Source organism: Pseudomonas kermanshahensis (assembly GCF_014269205.2).
Taxonomy (GTDB): domain Bacteria; phylum Pseudomonadota; class Gammaproteobacteria; order Pseudomonadales; family Pseudomonadaceae; genus Aquipseudomonas; species Aquipseudomonas kermanshahensis.
Genome location: NZ_JABWRY020000002.1, coordinates 234,586 through 249,941, shown reverse-complemented (window position 1 = coordinate 249,941; position 15,356 = coordinate 234,586). Strand labels below are relative to the sequence as shown.

Sequence of the window (15,356 nt, the reverse complement as noted above, 5' to 3'; positions counted from 1 at the left end):
TTAGTGGATACGGACCATGACTGAAGTTGCCCTGGACACCGCAACCCCACACACGCCCTCTGTCATCCGGCTGCTGCTCGATAAGGTTGGCGTCACCTACCGCGAAGTGCTCGAGCATGCGCAATTGCCTGCCGCCTCGCGGGTGCAGGCGGTGCTCCTCGACGACGAAGTCGGCGCCCTGATGGTGTTGTTCCCGCAGAGCCAGCTGCTTGACCTGAATCGCCTGACCGAGCTGACCGGCCGCAAGCTGACCGCCGTATCGGTCCCCCGGCTCAAGCAGATGCTCGACAAGCACCACCTCAAGCGCCTGCCGGGCATTCCGGCGTTGACCAGCTCGCCGTGCCAGTACGAAAAAAGCCTGCTCGACTGTGAGACGGTGCTGATTCAGTCCGGCGAAGCCGGGCTGCTGCTGGAAATCGACCGCACGGACTTCAAGCGCATGCTCGCCAAGGCCAGCGCCAGCAGCTTTGGCCAGGAGGTGAAGGCCATCAGCCCGAACCTCGACCGGCCTGATGACGACTCCCACGAAATCACCCAAGCGGTCCAGGCCTTTACCGCCCGACGTATCCAGAAGCGCCTGGAAGAAACCATTGAAATCCCGCCGTTGGCCGACACGGCGCAGAAAATCATCAAGCTGCGGGTAGACCCAAACGCCAGCATCGATGACATCACCGGCGTGGTCGAGACCGACCCTGCGCTGGCTGCGCAGGTGGTCAGCTGGGCGGCATCGCCCTACTACGCCTCACCAGGCAAGATCCGTTCAGTGGAAGATGCCATCGTGCGCGTGCTGGGCTTCGACCTGGTCATCAACCTGGCTTTGGGGCTGGCCCTGGGCAAGACCCTGAGCCTGCCCAAGGATCACCCGCAGCAGGCCACACCGTATTGGCAGCAGTCGATCTACACCGCAGCCATCATCGAAGGCCTGACCCGCGCCATGCCCCGGGCAGAGCGCCCGGAGTCCGGCTTGACGTACCTGGCGGGGCTGCTGCACAACTTTGGCTATCTGCTGCTGGCGCACGTGTTCCCGCCGCACTTCTCGCTGATCTGCCGGCACCTGGAGGTCAACCCGCACCTGTGCCACACCTATGTGGAACAGCACCTGCTGGGCATCAACCGCGAACAGATCGGCGCGTGGTTGATGAAGCTGTGGGACATGCCAGAAGAGCTCTCGACGGCGCTGCGCTTCCAGCATGACCCGTCTTATGACGGCGACTATGCAGCGTTCCCCAACCTGGTGTGCCTGGCGACTCGCCTGCTGCGTTCGCGCGGTATTGGCTCGGGGCCTCAGGAAGAGGTACCCGATGAACTGCTGGAGCGGTTGGGGGTGACTCGGGAAAAGGCCGAGGATGTGGTGAACAAGGTGCTGGAGGCCGAAACCCTGCTGCGGGAACTGGCATCGCAGTTTCACGCCCCGCACTAATAGCTTGGGGCGTAATGCGCAACCCTTGTAGGAGCAGCCTTGCGCTGCGAAGAGGCCGGTGAAAACACAGTAAATCTTCGCTGCAGTCACCGGCCTCTTCGCAGCACAAGGCTGCTCCTACAGGGCCAGGCTCAGCGCTTTTTCTTCGGCTTGAGGTACTTCATCAAGCCCTGGAACCACATCACCAACGCCGGATTGCCCTTGATCTGGATGTGCTTGTCCTGAATCCCCTGCATGAAGGCCAACTGCTTGTTGCTTGCCTGCAGCGTGGCGAACCCGTAAGCGGCATCTTTGAACGCAATGGCGAACGCCGGCTGCGGGTGCACACCACCTTTGCTGCTGATGCGCTCGTCGCTGACGATGAAGTGCCGGGCGATTTTGCCATCCAGGGTCTGCATCTGGAAAACCAGATCCTTGTCCTTGAGTTGCTGCTTGAACGCCGGGTTGTTACGGCTGGCCCTGGCCATCAACAGCCCCATGGCCCAGAGAAGAAAGCGGAACTTCATCAACGCGCCTCGAATAAAAAATGACTGAGTCGCGCAGTTTATCCTCTTCCAGAACTATTTATGCAAGTTCGCAACATATCCCTACAGAAAGCACAACGGGCGCCCTGGGGCGCCCGCTGAACCGACACTGGGGATGTCAGGATTCGATCACTTACCTTTCTTGGCTGGCTTGGCCGGCACGTTGACGCTGTCACGCAGGTTCTTGCCGGGCTTGAAGGCTACGGTGTTGCTGGCCTTGATCTTCACCGGCTCGCCGGTCTGGGGGTTCTTGCCGGTACGCGCACCACGGTGACGTTTTTCAAAGGTGCCGAAACCGACCAGGGTCACGGTGTCCTTGTCCAGCGCACCGGTAATGCTGTCGAGGATCGCATTCAGCACCACGTTGGCCTTTTCCTTGGTCAGATCGGCCTTTTCGGCGATGACAGCGGCGAGTTCTGGTTTGCGCATAGTGAAGCCTCTTTGACGGGATTTTTTGTTGTTATGCCGTGCTGCCTCTGGGAGCAGCGCTCAAGGCACCGCAGGCTCTAATCTGCGGCAGACGGGAGTGAGAATGGCACGCCCACCGAGGCCGCGCCAGTATCTGGGCGGCCATTGTGTGAGCAATAACAGGATAAACCCGACAGAACGCCCGCTATTTACGCCATAACCGGCGGTAACTGACGATTCAGGGCCAGCTTTTCCATCACGGCCGCACCGGTCAGGGCATAGCCCAGCAGCTTGCCGTCGGCATCGTGGCAGAGCACCTTGAGGTCGCTGCCCTGCCCCTCCACCTGCCAGTTGCCGTCGTGCCCTTGCGGGGGCGGCGAGACCACCAGCGGGCACGCTGGGGTCTTCACGGTGATCGGCATCGCCCCGTAACTGACGGCCGTTGGGTTACCGACCAGGGTTTGCGCCAAGGCGCGGGCACAGCTCATCAGCGGCATCACATAGAGCAGATTGATGCCGTCCACCTCGGCGCAGTCGCCCAGGGCGAAGATATTGGCGTGGGACGTGCGCAACTGCCGGTCCACCACCACGCCGCGATTAGTCTGCAGGCCAGCAGCGGCGGCAAGATCAGTACGGGGGCGCAAGCCGATGGCTGAAACCACCAGGTCGCAGGCGATCACGCTACCGTCGGACAAGTGCGCCTCAAGGCCCTGCGCAACCTGCTGCAGGCGCGTCAGCACCGGGCCCAGGTGGAAGCGCACGCCAAGGCCTTCTAGCCCGGCCTGCACGGCAGCGGCGGCGGCTGGGTGCAACAGGGTCGGCATCACCTGCTCGCACGGGGCCACCACCTCGACCTGGAACCCGCCCAGGCTCATGTCATTGGCGAATTCGCAGCCAATCAGGCCTGCGCCCAGAATCAGCACGCGCTGCTTACCGGCAGCGGCGGCGCGAAAGCGTGCGTAATCCTCCAGGTCGTTGATCGGGAAGACCTGCCCGCCAGCGTCACCCTCGATCGGCACCTGCACAGTCTGGGCGCCCCAGGCCAACACCAAGTCACGATAGGCCACGGCCTCTTCACCGATCCACAGGCGCTTGTGGCCGGGGTCGATGCCGCTGATACGGGTGTGGGTACGGATTTCGGCCTTGAGCTGCTCGGCCATCGCGCCTGGCTCGGCCATGCACAACCCATCGGCATCCTTGAGCTTGGCAAAACCCGTGGAGAGCATGGGCTTGGAGTAGGAACGACCATCGTCGGCGGTAATCAACAGCAGCGGCGTCTCGCCATCGAGCTTGCGAAATTCACGGGCCAGGTTGTAGCCGGCCAGGCCAGTACCGATGATGACTACGGGGGACGTCATGTCGTGCTTACCTCAGGGTGGGAACAGGGGATGATCAGCCGATGGCGATCATTTCGAAGTCGCTCTTGCCGACGCCGCAGTCGGGGCACAGCCAGTCTGCAGGCACGTCTTCCCAACGGGTGCCGGGGGCGATGCCGTCGTCGGGCCAGCCTTCGGCTTCGTCATAGATCAGGCCACAGACAATACATTGCCATTTTTTCATCGGTACGGATTCCTCGTTTCAGGCTCGGGCTTGTGTCGCTGCTGATGGCCCGCCAGGGGGCCGCCGCGCAATCTTTGGGGGCTTTTTACTGGCCCTGCCAGCAGTATGCAAGCAGTCGGGGCAATCATGCTAAGCTCGCCGCCTCTCTGGCTGTAACAAGCATACCGACGTGTCGTACGAATCCCCGCAAGCAGCCGCTGTCGCGTGGCTGCCGTATTCACAGCTGGCGACCGAGATCGACCAGCCGACCCTGGACTGGCTGTTCGACGAGGGCTCGCTGACCCGCCGCCTGACCCGCCTGTCCCACGATCATTTCTCCGTCACCCCGCTGCTGGAAGGCTGGCAGCCACTGCGTGATGACGAATGCCTGGCCCTGGGCATCGCGCCGGGGGCGCAAGGCTGGGTGCGCGAGGTGTACCTGCGTGGCCACGGCCAGCCCTGGGTGTTCGCCCGCAGCGTGGCCAGCCGCAGTGCCCTGGAGCGCGGTGGCCTGGACCTCGAGACCCTAGGCAGCCGCTCGCTGGGCGAGTTGCTGTTCTGTGACCAGGCGTTCATTCGCCACCCCCTGCAAGTGTGCAGTTATCCACAAGCCTGGTTACCGACCGAGGCCCGCCATGATGCGCTTTGGGGCCGACGCTCACGCTTTGAACGGGACGGCCTGGACCTGCTGGTAGCCGAGGTGTTCCTGCCAGCCCTGTGGCAAGCGGCCAAGGAGGAAAACCGCTGATGTACCTGCAACTGCTCAAGTCGCTCAACCGCGTGCACCCGCGCGCCTGGGACTTTGTCCAGCTCAGCCGCATGGACCGCCCCATCGGCATCTACCTGCTGCTGTGGCCGACCCTGTCGGCCGTGTGGATTGCAGGGCAAGGTTCACCGACCCTGGCCAACGTGCTGATCTTCGGCCTCGGCGTGGTGCTGATGCGCGCTGCAGGCTGCTGCATCAATGACTTTGCCGACCGCAAGGTCGATGGCCACGTCAAACGCACCGCCGACCGCCCCTTGGCCAGCGGCCGGGTCGAGCCGCGCGAGGCGCTGGCACTGTTCGCGATCCTGGTCGGGGTGAGTTTCCTGCTGGTGCTGTGCACCAACAGCCGGACCGTCTGGCTGTCGTTCGGCGCCGTGGCCTTGGCGTTCTGCTACCCGTTCATGAAGCGCTATACCTATTACCCGCAGGTGGTGCTGGGCGCCGCGTATTCCTGGGGTATCCCCATGGCCTTCACCGCTGCCGGGGGCGAGCTGCCGGCCAGTGCCTGGCTGCTGTACATCGCCAACCTGCTGTGGACCGTGGGCTACGACACTTACTACGCCATGGTCGACCGCGACGATGACCTGAAGATCGGCGTGAAATCGACGGCCATTCTGTTTGGCGAAGCCGATCGGGTGATCATCCTGACCTTGCAGTTGCTGTCGTTGGCTTGCCTGCTGTTGGCCGGGAGCCGCTTCGAGCTGGGCGGCTGGTTCCACCTGGGGCTGCTGGGGGCGGCGTTGTGCTTTGCCTGGGAGTTCTGGTCGACGCGCAAGCTGGACCGCGAGTCGTGCTTCAAGGCGTTTCTGCACAATCACTGGGCGGGGTTGCTGGTGTTCATTGGGGTCGTGCTGGATTACGCACTGCGCTGACTTTTCCGGCCCTATCGCCGGCAAGCCGGCTCCCACAGAGTTTGCATAGCTGCTGCCCCTGTGGGAGCCGGCTTGCCGGCGATAGGGCCGCACAGCGGCCCCGGCTATCTCACGGCTTGGCCACGTGCCAGACGTCTTTCATGCCGTCACCGGTGGTATCGCCAGCCTTCTTGTCCTTGACGAAGGTGTACAGCGGCTTGCCGTCATAGGCCCATTGCATCGTGCCATCGTCACGCTTGATCTGCGTCCACTTGCCCTCTGCCTTTTCACTCGCTTTAGCCGTCAACGGCGGCCAATTCTTTGCGCAATCGCCATTGCACATCGACTTGCCCCCAGCGTCTTTGTCAAAGGTGTACAACGTCATGCCGGCATGGTCGACCAGCATGCCGTTCTTCACCATCTCATGGTCGGCCGAGGCCACCCCCGGGAGTGCCAGCGCAGCAAGAAGGGCCATCCAGCTCAGCGTATGTCGTGTCATTGGATTCACCATTGTTTCCGGGGAAATGAGTTCTGATAGCCGCCGCAGCGGCCCTTTCAAGCCTAGTTCAGTCATGGAATGTCGCCAGAACAGCCAATGCTCTGTCACACAGCTGCAATAATTCCGTTATCTAATGCGGGCCAGACACGATTTTCCAGGAGAGGTTTTGAGCATGGTTGGCAGGAACATTCTGATCGTCGACGACGAAGCGCCTATTCGCGAGATGATCGCCGTTGCATTGGAAATGGCCGGCTACGACTGCCTGGAAGCGGAGAACTCGCAACAGGCACACGCGATCATCGTCGACCGCAAGCCTGACCTGATCCTGCTCGACTGGATGCTGCCGGGCACCTCGGGCATCGAACTGGCCCGCCGCCTGAAGCGTGACGAGCTGACCGGGGACATCCCGATCATCATGCTCACCGCCAAAGGTGAAGAGGACAACAAGATCCAAGGCCTGGAAGTGGGCGCCGATGACTACATCACCAAACCCTTCTCGCCCCGCGAGCTGGTCGCCCGCCTGAAAGCCGTGCTGCGTCGCACCGGCCCGAGCGACAGCGAGGCGCCGATCGAAGTCGGTGGCCTGCTGCTTGACCCGATCAGCCACCGCGTGACCATCGACGGCAAACCGGCCGAGATGGGCCCCACCGAATACCGCCTGCTGCAGTTCTTCATGACCCACCAAGAGCGCGCCTACACCCGTGGCCAGTTGCTGGACCAGGTTTGGGGCGGCAACGTCTATGTCGAGGAGCGTACTGTCGACGTGCACATCCGCCGCTTGCGCAAGGCGCTGGGTGAAGCCTACGAAAATCTGGTACAAACCGTCCGCGGCACTGGCTACCGTTTCTCGACCAAGAGCTGACACGCCTGCACGCCTGGCTGCACGACGTTGTACAAGGACCGTCAATTGAACCAGAACTGGCACGCGACCCTGATTCGCCACCTGCTGCTGCTGATCTCTGTCTGCCTGCTCGGTGGGCTGGTCAGCGGTTATTACGGCTGGAGCCTGGCCATCGGCCTGGCCCTTTACCTGGGTTGGACCCTCAAGCAGCTGCTGCGCCTGCATGACTGGCTGCGCAACCATCAACCCGACGAGGCCCCGCCAGACGGCTACGGCCTGTGGGGCGAAGTGTTCGACAGCATCTACCACCTGCAACGTCGCGACCAACGCGTACGCGGCCGCCTGCAGGCGGTGATCGACCGGGTGCAGGAGTCCACTGCCGCGCTGCGCGACGCGGTGATCATGCTCGACAGCGACGGCAACCTGGAATGGTGGAACCGCGCCGCCGAAACCCTGCTGGGCTTCAAGACCCCGCAGGACGGCGGCCAGCAGGTGACCAACCTGGTGCGCCACCCTCGCTTCAAGGAATATTTCGAGGCGGAGAACTACGTCGAACCGTTGGAAATCCCTTCGCCGATCAATGACCGGATGCGTGTGCAACTGCACATCACCCGCTACGGCAATAATGAGCACCTGATGCTGGTGCGCGATGTCACCCGCATCCATCAGCTCGAACAGATGCGCAAAGACTTCGTCGCCAACGTTTCCCATGAGTTGCGTACGCCGCTGACGGTGATTACCGGCTACCTGGAAACCTTGCTCGACAACGTCGAGGACGTGAACCCGCGCTGGACCCGGGCCCTGCAGCAGATGAGCCAGCAAGGCTCACGCATGCAGACCCTGCTCAATGACTTGCTGTTGCTGGCCAAGCTGGAGGCCACCGACTACCCCTCCGACAACCTGCCCGTGCCCGTCGATGCCCTGCTGCAGTCGATCAAGGGCGATGCCCAGGCGCTGTCCGGCCCACGTAACCAGCGCATCAGCCTGGAAGCCGCACCCGGCGTCAGCCTCAAGGGCAGCGAGGCAGAGCTACGCAGTGCGTTCTCCAACCTGGTGTTCAACGCGGTCAAGTACACCCCGGACGAGGGCAGCATTCGCATCCGCTGGTGGGCCGATGCCCAGGGTGCGCACCTCAGCGTGCAGGATTCGGGTATCGGCATCGATGCCAAGCATTTGCCACGGCTGACCGAGCGCTTCTACCGCGTCGACTCCAGCCGGGCGTCCAATACCGGGGGCACCGGGTTGGGCCTGGCGATCGTCAAGCATGTGCTGCTGCGCCATCGCGGGCGCCTGGAGATCAGCAGCGTGCCGGGGCATGGCAGCACCTTTACCTGTCACTTTGCGCCGGCACAATTGGCCAACGGCAAGGGTTGAGAAGGCTGCACCGCAACCCCATCAAGACCATCACCCTTTGCTTTTGCGGTTTCAACCGCTACATTGGACCCCCTGTGCCAGCCTGTGCTGGCACTTTTTTTCTCCATTCCTCAAAGACGGACCCCGTAAAAACTCCATCATGGACCCTTCCCCTGGTATCAGCCTCACCTCGTTATTCGCCGATTTCGGCATGATCATCTTTGCCTTGCTCCTGGTGCTGCTCAACGGCTTTTTCGTTGCCGCCGAGTTCGCCATGGTCAAGCTGCGCTCAACCCGCGTCGATTCCATCGCCGAACTGCACGGCTGGCGTGGCAGCATCCTGCGCAAGGTGCACAACCAGCTCGACGCCTACCTGTCCGCCTGCCAGCTGGGCATCACCCTCGCCTCCCTGGGCCTGGGCTGGGTCGGCGAGCCGGCGTTCGCCCACCTGCTGGAGCCGCTGCTGGCCTACATGGGCGTGGACACGCCAGAGCTGATCAAGGGCATTTCGTTCTTCGTCGCCTTCTTCGTCATCTCTTACCTGCACATTGTGGTCGGTGAGCTGGCGCCCAAGTCCTGGGCGATCCGCAAGCCCGAGCTGCTGTCGCTGTGGACCGCGGTGCCGCTGTACCTGTTCTACTGGGCGATGTACCCGGCCATCTACCTGCTCAATGCCAGCGCCAACACCATCCTGCGCATTGCTGGCCAAGGTGAGCCTGGCCCGCACCATGAGCATCACTACAGCCGCGAAGAGCTCAAGCTGATCCTGCACTCCAGCCGTGGCCAAGACCCGAGCGACCAGGGCATGCGCGTGCTGGCCTCGGCAGTGGAAATGGGCGAGCTGGAAGTGGTCGACTGGGCTAACTCCCGCGAGGACATGGTCAGCATCGACGCGCACGCGCCGCTCAAGCAGATCCTGGCCCTGCTGCGCCGCCACAAGTTCAGCCGTTACCCGGTCTACGACGCCGAGCGCGAAGAGTTCACCGGGTTGCTGCACATCAAGGACCTGTTGCTGGAGTTGGCCGAACTCGACCACCTGCCCGAAACCATCGACCTCGAAGACCTGGCCCGGCCGCTGGAGCGGGTTTCCCGGCATATGCCGCTGTCGCAGTTGCTGGAGCAGTTCCGCAAGGGCGGCGCGCATTTCGTGCTGGTCGAGGAAGCCGATGGCAAGGTAATCGGCTACCTGACCATGGAAGACGTGCTGGAAGTACTGGTCGGCGATATCCAGGATGAACACCGCAAGACTGAGCGCGGCATCCTCGCCTACCAGCCGGGCAAGCTGCTGGTGCGTGGTGACACGCCGCTGTTCAAGGTCGAGCGCCTGCTGGGCATCGACCTGGACCACATCGAGGCGGAGACCCTGGCTGGGCTGGTGTATGAAACGCTCAAACGCGTCCCCGAAGAGGAAGAAGTGCTTGAGGTTGAAGGCCTGCGCATCATCATCAAGAAGATGAAAGGGCCGAAGATCGTGCTGGCCAAGGTGCTGAAGCTGGATTGACCTTACGGTCCCTCGTTCAGGGGTTGCCCGCCGTAAAGTCGGGCAGCCCACTGATCGGCCTGTCGAACTGATAGGGTATCGACTCCAGCGCCAACCCTACGTTGCGCTGCACCACAAAATGCAGGTGCGGGCCAGTGCTGTTGCCGGTGTTGCCGGACTTGGCCAGCATCTGCCCCTGCTTCACCCGCTGCCCCTCAGCCACTACAACCGAACCGCGCATCAGGTGCAGGTACACGCCCATGGTGCCGTCGGCGTGCAGGACCCTGACAAAATTGCCCGACGGGTTGCTGCCACGCCCGGTCTGGCTGTTCTCGACATTCACCACCACCCCTTCCCGGGCCGCAATGATGGTCGTGCCCTCAGGCATGGCGATATCCATGGCATAGCGCCCCTTGGGGCCAAAATGGCTGAAGCGCCCGTTGGGCCCCTGCGTCACCCGAAACGGCCCGCCCAGCCAGGGGAAGGCGTACCGATAACCCTGAGGCCGCAGCCCCGGGTCGCCCATTGCCTGCAGCAGCGTCGAGCGATAGCCCAGCAACGTCCCAGGGCGGCCTCGCAGCACGCTGAGCATCTGGGTTGAACGCCCTGGCAGCACCCTGCGCACGATCCGCGGCGCATTGCCGCCTTGGGCGTTGATCAGCTTGTCCAGGTGCAATTCGACCTGCACCGGCACATGCGATTCATTGCGCGCAGAAAAGCTCACGCCGCCCTGGAACACGATCGCGTTGAGCCGCACCTGGCTTTCCTGCCGCTCGACCATGGATTCATGCAGCTCGATCGGCTTGGCCCCGGGGCCTGGCCGGTCGGTATAGGCACCCACACCGTTGGCATCGGTAATCGGGTAGAGGGTCACGCCCAGGCTCGACGCCGAGGCCATGAGCAATGCACAGAACAGCAGCAGGCGGGCGGGCATGATAGTGGCTTTTTGACAGTTGTGATCTGTCGAAGCCTAGCAGCCGGTTTGGCGGGGGATATGACAGTTGGTCGGATGGTTATTCCGCGCCAAATACGATCCCTTGTAGGAGCGGCCTTGCGTCGCGAAAGGGCCGCAAAGCGGCCCCAGCAATATCTGCGTCAACGTCGAAATCGTGGGGCTGCTGCGCAGCCCTTTCGCGACGCAAGGCGGCTCCTAAAAAGGGGCAGCGTGGATCAGGCGCCGGGCGTGAAGTGCTTCTGCGCCGTGCCGCGGGCAATCAGCCGCGACAGGTAGTCGAGCTTCTGCGCATCCTGATCGACGAACTTGAAGGTCAGCTGCAGCCAGTCACTGTCTGGCTTGGGCTCCAGCGCCGCAACGGCATGCAGGTAACCGTTCAGGCGCGCGACTTCGGCGTTTTCGCCTTGCTCCAGGTCCAGTACCGCGCCCTCCAGCACCTGCGGCAGCGCTTCGCTGCGGCGCACCACCAGCAGCGCCTCTTTCAGGCTCAACGCCTTGATCACGCACGGCTGTGTGCCGCTAGACAGGCGCAGCTGGCCTTGGCCACGGCCACTGGGTGCAGCCGCAGGCGGTGCCGGTGCATTGATCAACGGCTTGGCCGGCGCGGCAGCAGGCGCCGCGACCTTGACGGCTTCAGGCTTGCCGCCCGTCAGCGCGCTCAGCGAATCGTTGGCAAACGCCGAATTCGCCCGCGCAGGCCCAGTGGCCATCAGGCTGTCGAGTTTGCCGATCTTGGTCAGGGCTTTCTTTACCTTGGTCAGCAACTGCTCGTTGGTGAACGGCTTGCCGACAAAATCGGACACACCGGCCTGAATGGCCTGGATCACGTTCTCCTTGTCACCACGGCTGGTCACCATGATGAACTGCAGGCTCTTCAACGCGGGCTGCTGACGGCACCAGCTGAGCAGCTCCAGGCCCGACATCTCAGGCATTTCCCAGTCACACAGGACCAGGTCGAACGGCTCCTTGCCCAACATGGCCATGGCCTTGCGACCGTTGACCGCATCGTCGATGACCATGCCCGGAAAGGCATTGCGCAGGCACTTCCTGACCAGATCGCGGATGAACGGGGCGTCATCCACGACCAGCACATTGACTTTACTCATCGATACTCCTCTTGAATCCCGACTAGCCTACCGGCAAGTGATGGCTACTTGCCACAACTGCGCGTGGAGCGGGACTTCTTCACACCGTTCGCGGGTGCCTGATGGCTGCTCGACCGCAAACGAAAACGCCCGGCCTAAGCCGGGCGTTGAGGCTCGGGAGCAATACTATTTATCGTCCGCTTGGCCCGGAACATTAGCGCTTTCGGCCTCATCGCCGCTGGTGCCCTGCACTTCCGCCTTCATGCGCTTGAGGCCCATGTGGCGGACGTCGGTGCCGCGTACCAGGTAAATCACCAGCTCGGAAATGTTGCGGGCGTGGTCGCCAATACGCTCCAGCGAACGCAAGGCCCAGATGACGCTCAGCACCCGCGAAATCGAACGCGGGTCTTCCATCATGTAGGTCACCAGTTCGCGCAGCGCGGTTTTGTACTCGCGGTCGATGGTCTTGTCGTACTGCGCCACCGACAACGCCAGGTCGGCATCGAAGCGGGCAAAGGCGTCCAGCGCGTCGCGCACCATGTTGCGCACCTGGTCGCCGATGTGGCGCACCTCGACGTAGCCGCGTGGCGACTCGCCTTCTTCGCACAGCTGGATGGCGCGACGGGCGATCTTGGTCGACTCGTCACCGATGCGTTCCAAGTCGATCACCGACTTGGAGATGCTGATGATCAGGCGCAGGTCGGACGCCGCTGGCTGGCGGCGGGCGAGGATGCGGACGCACTCCTCGTCGATGTTGCGCTCCATCTGGTTGATCTGCTCATCGACCTCGCGCACCTGCTGGGCCAGGCCCGAATCGGCCTCGATCAGCGCGGTTACCGCGTCGTTGACCTGTTTCTCGACCAGGCCGCCCATGGCCAGGAGGTGGCTGCGCACCTCTTCAAGCTCGGCGTTGAACTGCTGGGAGATGTGATGCGTAAGGCTTTCTTTGTTGATCATCGTTTCGCTCCGCGAAAAAGCTGCAAGCCTCAAGCCGCAAGCTTCAAGTCGTTCGTGTTATCCCTTGGCCCCAGGCCTGCGGCTGGCAGACCGACTAGCCATAGCGACCGGTGATGTAGTCTTCGGTCTGCTTCTTCGCCGGGTTGGTGAACAGGGTATCGGTGTCCCCGAATTCGACCAGTTTGCCCATGTACATGAAGGCGGTGTAGTCCGAGACGCGCGCCGCCTGTTGCATGTTGTGGGTCACGATGACGATGGTGTACTTGGATTTCAATTCGTAGATCAGCTCTTCGACCTTCAGCGTCGAGATCGGGTCCAGTGCCGAGCACGGTTCGTCGAGCAGCAATACTTCTGGCTCCACGGCGATGGTGCGGGCAATGACCAGACGTTGCTGCTGGCCACCCGACAGGCCCAGGGCCGAATCGTGCAGGCGGTCTTTGACCTCATCCCACAGGGCGGCGCCCTTCAGTGCCCATTCGACGGCTTCGTCGAGGGTGCGCTTCTTGTTGATGCCCTGGATGCGCAGGCCGTAGACGACGTTCTCATAGATGGTCTTGGGGAACGGGTTCGGCTTCTGGAACACCATGCCCACACGGCGGCGCAGCTCGGCCACGTCTTCGCCCTTGCGGTAGATATTGGTGCCATACAGGTTGATGGCGCCCTCCACGCGGCAACCGTCAACCAGGTCGTTCATGCGGTTGAAGGTACGCAGGAGGGTCGACTTGCCGCAGCCGGACGGGCCGATGAAGGCGGTCACGCGCTGCTTGGGGATATTCATGCTGACGTCGAACAAGGCTTGCTTGTCGCCGTAGAACAGGCTCAGGCCCGGTACTTCGATGGCCACGGTCTCTTCGGCCAGGCGCAGGCTCTGCTTGTCGCGGCCCAGGGCAGACATGTCGATGCCGTGGGTATGGGATTCGTGCTGCATGGTCAACTCCATACGCTATCAATTCGTTTCAAAGGGCCGCCCGGCTTGCAGGCGGCACGCTTGTAATCAGGATCAGTGGTCCAGCGCCTTGTACTTCTCGCGCAGGTGGTTACGGATCCACACCGCCGAGAGGTTGAGGGTGGCGATCACCAGCACCAGCAGCAGCGCGGTGGCGTACACCAGCGGCCGTGCGGCCTCGACGTTAGGGCTCTGGAAGCCGACGTCATAGATGTGGAAGCCCAGGTGCATGATCTTCTGGTCCAGGTGCAGGTACGGGTAGTTGCCATCCAGTGGCAACGACGGCGCCAGCTTCACCACACCCACCAGCATCAGCGGCGCCACTTCACCGGCGGCGCGGGCCACGGCGAGGATCATGCCGGTCATCATGGCCGGGCTGGCCATCGGCAGGACGATTTTCCACAGGGTCTCGGCCTTGGTCGCGCCCAGGGCCAGCGAGCCCTCGCGCACGGTGCGTGGAATCCGCGCCAGGCCTTCTTCGGTGGCCACGATCACCACCGGTACCGCCAGCAGCGCCAGGGTCAGCGAGGCCCACAGCAGGCCCGGGGTACCCAGGGTGGGTGCCGGCAGCGACTCGGGGAAGAACAGCCGGTCGATCGAGCCACCCAGTACATAGACGAAGAAGCCCAGGCCGAACACGCCGTAGACGATCGCCGGTACACCCGCCAGGTTGTTCACCGCGATGCGGATCAGGCGCGTCACCGGGCCCTGCTTGGCGTATTCGCGCAGGTAGACTGCAGCCAGCACGCCGAACGGGGTCACGATCACGGCCATGATCAGGGTCATCATCACGGTACCGAAGATGGCCGGGAAGATGCCGCCCTCGGTGTTGGCTTCACGCGGGTCGTCGCTGAGGAACTCCCAGACCTTGGCGAAGTAAGTGCCCATCTTGGTCAGCCCGGACATGCCGTTCGGCTGGATAGCGTGCACCACCTTGCTCAGGTTGATCTCCACTTCGCGGCCGTTGGCATCACGTGCCACCAAGCTGTCACGGGAGAAGGCCTGGTGCAGGCCGCTGAGGCGGTCTTCGATGGCCTTGTAGCGGCTGTTCAGCTCGGCACGCTCGGCGTCCATGTCGGCCTGGGCAGCGGCGTCGAGCTTGCCCTCCAACTCCAGCTTGCGGCTATGCAAACGCAGGCGTTCGAGGCCATGGTTGATGGCGCCGATGTCTTTTTTCTCGAGTTGCTGCAATTCGCCATTGAGCTGGTTGGCGCGCTTGAGGCGGGCCTGCAGTTCGTTCCAGGCAGCAGGGCCTTCGGCGACCACGCGGCCTTCTTCCTTGACGCTGACCAGGTAGCCGTAGAAGTTGCCCCACTCGCGGCGTTCCAGCGCCATCAGGTCGACCGGGCGTTGCTCATCGACCAGCCAGTCGCCCACCACCCAAGTGAAGTCGCTGCCGTTGAGGTCGCGGTTACCGACCTTGATCAGCTCACGGGTCATGAATTCCGGGCCCTGCTCAGGTACCGGCAAGCCGGCACCCTTCAGGCGTGCACGGGGCACTTCTTCTTTTTGCACCACTTCGCCGACGACGATGTGATCAGCCTGGCCAGGCACCTTGTAGGTGGCCTGGACCAGGTCGGCCGGCCAGAAGTGGCCCAGGCCTCGCACGGCGATGACCGACAGCAGGCCGATGGTCATGATCACCGCCATGGCAACCGCGCCACCGCTGATCCAGACGCCTGGGGCGCCGCTCTTGAACCAGCCTTTGAGGGAATCCTTTTTCACGGATCTC

General features: G+C 62.8%; 16 protein-coding genes. 6 read left to right on the top strand and 10 right to left on the bottom strand.

The window, feature by feature from the left end; all coding sequences use genetic code 11:
* The first annotated feature begins 16 nt into the window (after positions 1-16).
* Positions 17-1,420, top strand: coding sequence for an aminoacyl-tRNA deacylase and HDOD domain-containing protein (locus tag HU764_RS25595; RefSeq protein WP_186679410.1), 1,404 nt, complete (start codon positions 17-19; stop codon positions 1,418-1,420).
* Positions 1,421-1,551: 131 nt separating this feature from the next.
* Here HU764_RS25595 and HU764_RS25590 read toward each other — a convergent pair whose 3' ends face one another.
* The 4 genes from HU764_RS25590 to HU764_RS25575 form a co-directional block, all read right to left on the bottom strand.
* Positions 1,552-1,926 (bottom strand): helicase, encoded by a 375-nt coding sequence (locus HU764_RS25590; protein ID WP_027592140.1) that lies wholly within the window; start codon positions 1,924-1,926, stop codon positions 1,552-1,554.
* A gap of 147 nt (positions 1,927-2,073) precedes the next feature.
* Complete coding sequence (locus HU764_RS25585) at positions 2,074-2,373, bottom strand: HU family DNA-binding protein (protein ID WP_027592139.1); 300 nt, start codon at positions 2,371-2,373, stop codon at positions 2,074-2,076.
* A 188-nt stretch (positions 2,374-2,561) separates the two neighbouring features.
* Positions 2,562-3,710, bottom strand: coding sequence for an NAD(P)/FAD-dependent oxidoreductase (locus tag HU764_RS25580; RefSeq protein ID WP_186679399.1), 1,149 nt, complete (start codon positions 3,708-3,710; stop codon positions 2,562-2,564).
* A 34-nt stretch (positions 3,711-3,744) separates the two neighbouring features.
* Positions 3,745-3,912, bottom strand: coding sequence for a rubredoxin (locus HU764_RS25575; RefSeq protein ID WP_027592137.1), 168 nt, complete (start codon positions 3,910-3,912; stop codon positions 3,745-3,747).
* Positions 3,913-4,081: 169 nt separating this feature from the next.
* On the opposite strand from HU764_RS25575, the gene HU764_RS25570 reads away from it, so the two are divergent.
* Both HU764_RS25570 and ubiA read left to right on the top strand, forming a co-directional pair.
* A complete protein-coding gene (locus HU764_RS25570) occupies positions 4,082-4,639 on the top strand; it encodes a chorismate--pyruvate lyase family protein (protein ID WP_027592136.1) in 558 nt (185 codons plus the stop codon).
* A complete protein-coding gene (ubiA, locus tag HU764_RS25565) occupies positions 4,639-5,529 on the top strand; it encodes a 4-hydroxybenzoate octaprenyltransferase (protein WP_186679396.1) in 891 nt (296 codons plus the stop codon). The genes HU764_RS25570 and ubiA overlap by 1 nt, the downstream gene beginning before the upstream one ends.
* Positions 5,530-5,638: 109 nt before the next feature.
* Here the strand turns inward: ubiA and HU764_RS25560 are convergent, their stop codons facing one another.
* The gene (locus tag HU764_RS25560; RefSeq protein ID WP_186679393.1) at positions 5,639-6,007 is read right to left on the bottom strand and encodes a COG4315 family predicted lipoprotein; all 369 of its coding nucleotides are present in this window, start codon (positions 6,005-6,007) and stop codon (positions 5,639-5,641) included.
* 172 nt (positions 6,008-6,179) lie between these two features.
* Here HU764_RS25560 and phoB point away from each other — a divergent pair, with 172 nt between their 5' ends.
* The 3 genes from phoB to HU764_RS25545 all read left to right on the top strand — a co-directional run bounded on the left by phoB (position 6,180) and on the right by HU764_RS25545 (position 9,702).
* Positions 6,180-6,869, top strand: coding sequence for a phosphate regulon transcriptional regulator PhoB (gene phoB, locus HU764_RS25555; RefSeq protein ID WP_003253341.1), 690 nt, complete (start codon positions 6,180-6,182; stop codon positions 6,867-6,869).
* Between the two features lie 45 nt (positions 6,870-6,914).
* Positions 6,915-8,222, top strand: a complete 1,308-nt coding sequence (phoR, locus tag HU764_RS25550) for a phosphate regulon sensor histidine kinase PhoR (RefSeq protein ID WP_027592133.1) — start codon at positions 6,915-6,917, stop codon at positions 8,220-8,222.
* Between the two features lie 139 nt (positions 8,223-8,361).
* Complete coding sequence (locus tag HU764_RS25545; RefSeq protein ID WP_027592132.1) at positions 8,362-9,702, top strand: hemolysin family protein; 1,341 nt, start codon at positions 8,362-8,364, stop codon at positions 9,700-9,702.
* A gap of 16 nt (positions 9,703-9,718) precedes the next feature.
* On the opposite strand, the gene HU764_RS25540 is transcribed toward HU764_RS25545, so the two are convergent.
* The 5 genes from HU764_RS25540 to pstA all read right to left on the bottom strand — a co-directional run bounded on the left by HU764_RS25540 (position 9,719) and on the right by pstA (position 15,349).
* Entirely contained in the window at positions 9,719-10,615 is an 897-nt protein-coding gene (locus HU764_RS25540; RefSeq protein ID WP_027592131.1) for a peptidoglycan DD-metalloendopeptidase family protein, read from the bottom strand.
* A 236-nt stretch (positions 10,616-10,851) separates the two neighbouring features.
* On the bottom strand, positions 10,852-11,742 hold the full coding sequence (locus HU764_RS25535) for a response regulator (protein WP_027592130.1): 891 nt from the start codon (positions 11,740-11,742) through the stop codon (positions 10,852-10,854).
* 165 nt (positions 11,743-11,907) lie between these two features.
* Entirely contained in the window at positions 11,908-12,678 is a 771-nt protein-coding gene (gene phoU, locus HU764_RS25530; protein WP_027592129.1) for a phosphate signaling complex protein PhoU, read from the bottom strand.
* A 94-nt stretch (positions 12,679-12,772) separates the two neighbouring features.
* Positions 12,773-13,606, bottom strand: a complete 834-nt coding sequence (pstB, locus tag HU764_RS25525; RefSeq protein ID WP_027592128.1) for a phosphate ABC transporter ATP-binding protein PstB — start codon at positions 13,604-13,606, stop codon at positions 12,773-12,775.
* A 72-nt stretch (positions 13,607-13,678) separates the two neighbouring features.
* Positions 13,679-15,349: a phosphate ABC transporter permease PstA gene (gene pstA / locus HU764_RS25520; RefSeq protein ID WP_027592127.1), complete on the bottom strand. Its 1,671-nt coding sequence runs from the start codon at positions 15,347-15,349 to the stop codon at positions 13,679-13,681.
* Positions 15,350-15,356 lie beyond the last annotated feature (7 nt).

Excerpts from the sequence above, each read along its gene's own strand:
- HU764_RS25595 (WP_186679410.1), top strand. The coding sequence starts at position 17 with ATGACTGAAGTTGCCCTGGACACCGCAACCCCACACACGCCCTCTGTC.
- HU764_RS25590 (WP_027592140.1), bottom strand. The coding sequence starts at position 1,926 with ATGAAGTTCCGCTTTCTTCTCTGGGCCATGGGGCTGTTGATGGCCAGG.
- HU764_RS25585 (WP_027592139.1), bottom strand. The coding sequence starts at position 2,373 with ATGCGCAAACCAGAACTCGCCGCTGTCATCGCCGAAAAGGCCGATCTG.
- HU764_RS25580 (WP_186679399.1), bottom strand. The coding sequence starts at position 3,710 with ATGACGTCCCCCGTAGTCATCATCGGTACTGGCCTGGCCGGCTACAAC.
- HU764_RS25575 (WP_027592137.1), bottom strand. The coding sequence starts at position 3,912 with ATGAAAAAATGGCAATGTATTGTCTGTGGCCTGATCTATGACGAAGCC.
- ubiA (WP_186679396.1), top strand. The coding sequence starts at position 4,639 with ATGTACCTGCAACTGCTCAAGTCGCTCAACCGCGTGCACCCGCGCGCC.
- HU764_RS25560 (WP_186679393.1), bottom strand. The coding sequence starts at position 6,007 with ATGACACGACATACGCTGAGCTGGATGGCCCTTCTTGCTGCGCTGGCA.
- phoB (WP_003253341.1), top strand. The coding sequence starts at position 6,180 with ATGGTTGGCAGGAACATTCTGATCGTCGACGACGAAGCGCCTATTCGC.
- HU764_RS25545 (WP_027592132.1), top strand. The coding sequence starts at position 8,362 with ATGGACCCTTCCCCTGGTATCAGCCTCACCTCGTTATTCGCCGATTTC.
- HU764_RS25540 (WP_027592131.1), bottom strand. The coding sequence starts at position 10,615 with ATGCCCGCCCGCCTGCTGCTGTTCTGTGCATTGCTCATGGCCTCGGCG.
- HU764_RS25535 (WP_027592130.1), bottom strand. The coding sequence starts at position 11,742 with ATGAGTAAAGTCAATGTGCTGGTCGTGGATGACGCCCCGTTCATCCGC.
- phoU (WP_027592129.1), bottom strand. The coding sequence starts at position 12,678 with ATGATCAACAAAGAAAGCCTTACGCATCACATCTCCCAGCAGTTCAAC.
- pstB (WP_027592128.1), bottom strand. The coding sequence starts at position 13,606 with ATGCAGCACGAATCCCATACCCACGGCATCGACATGTCTGCCCTGGGC.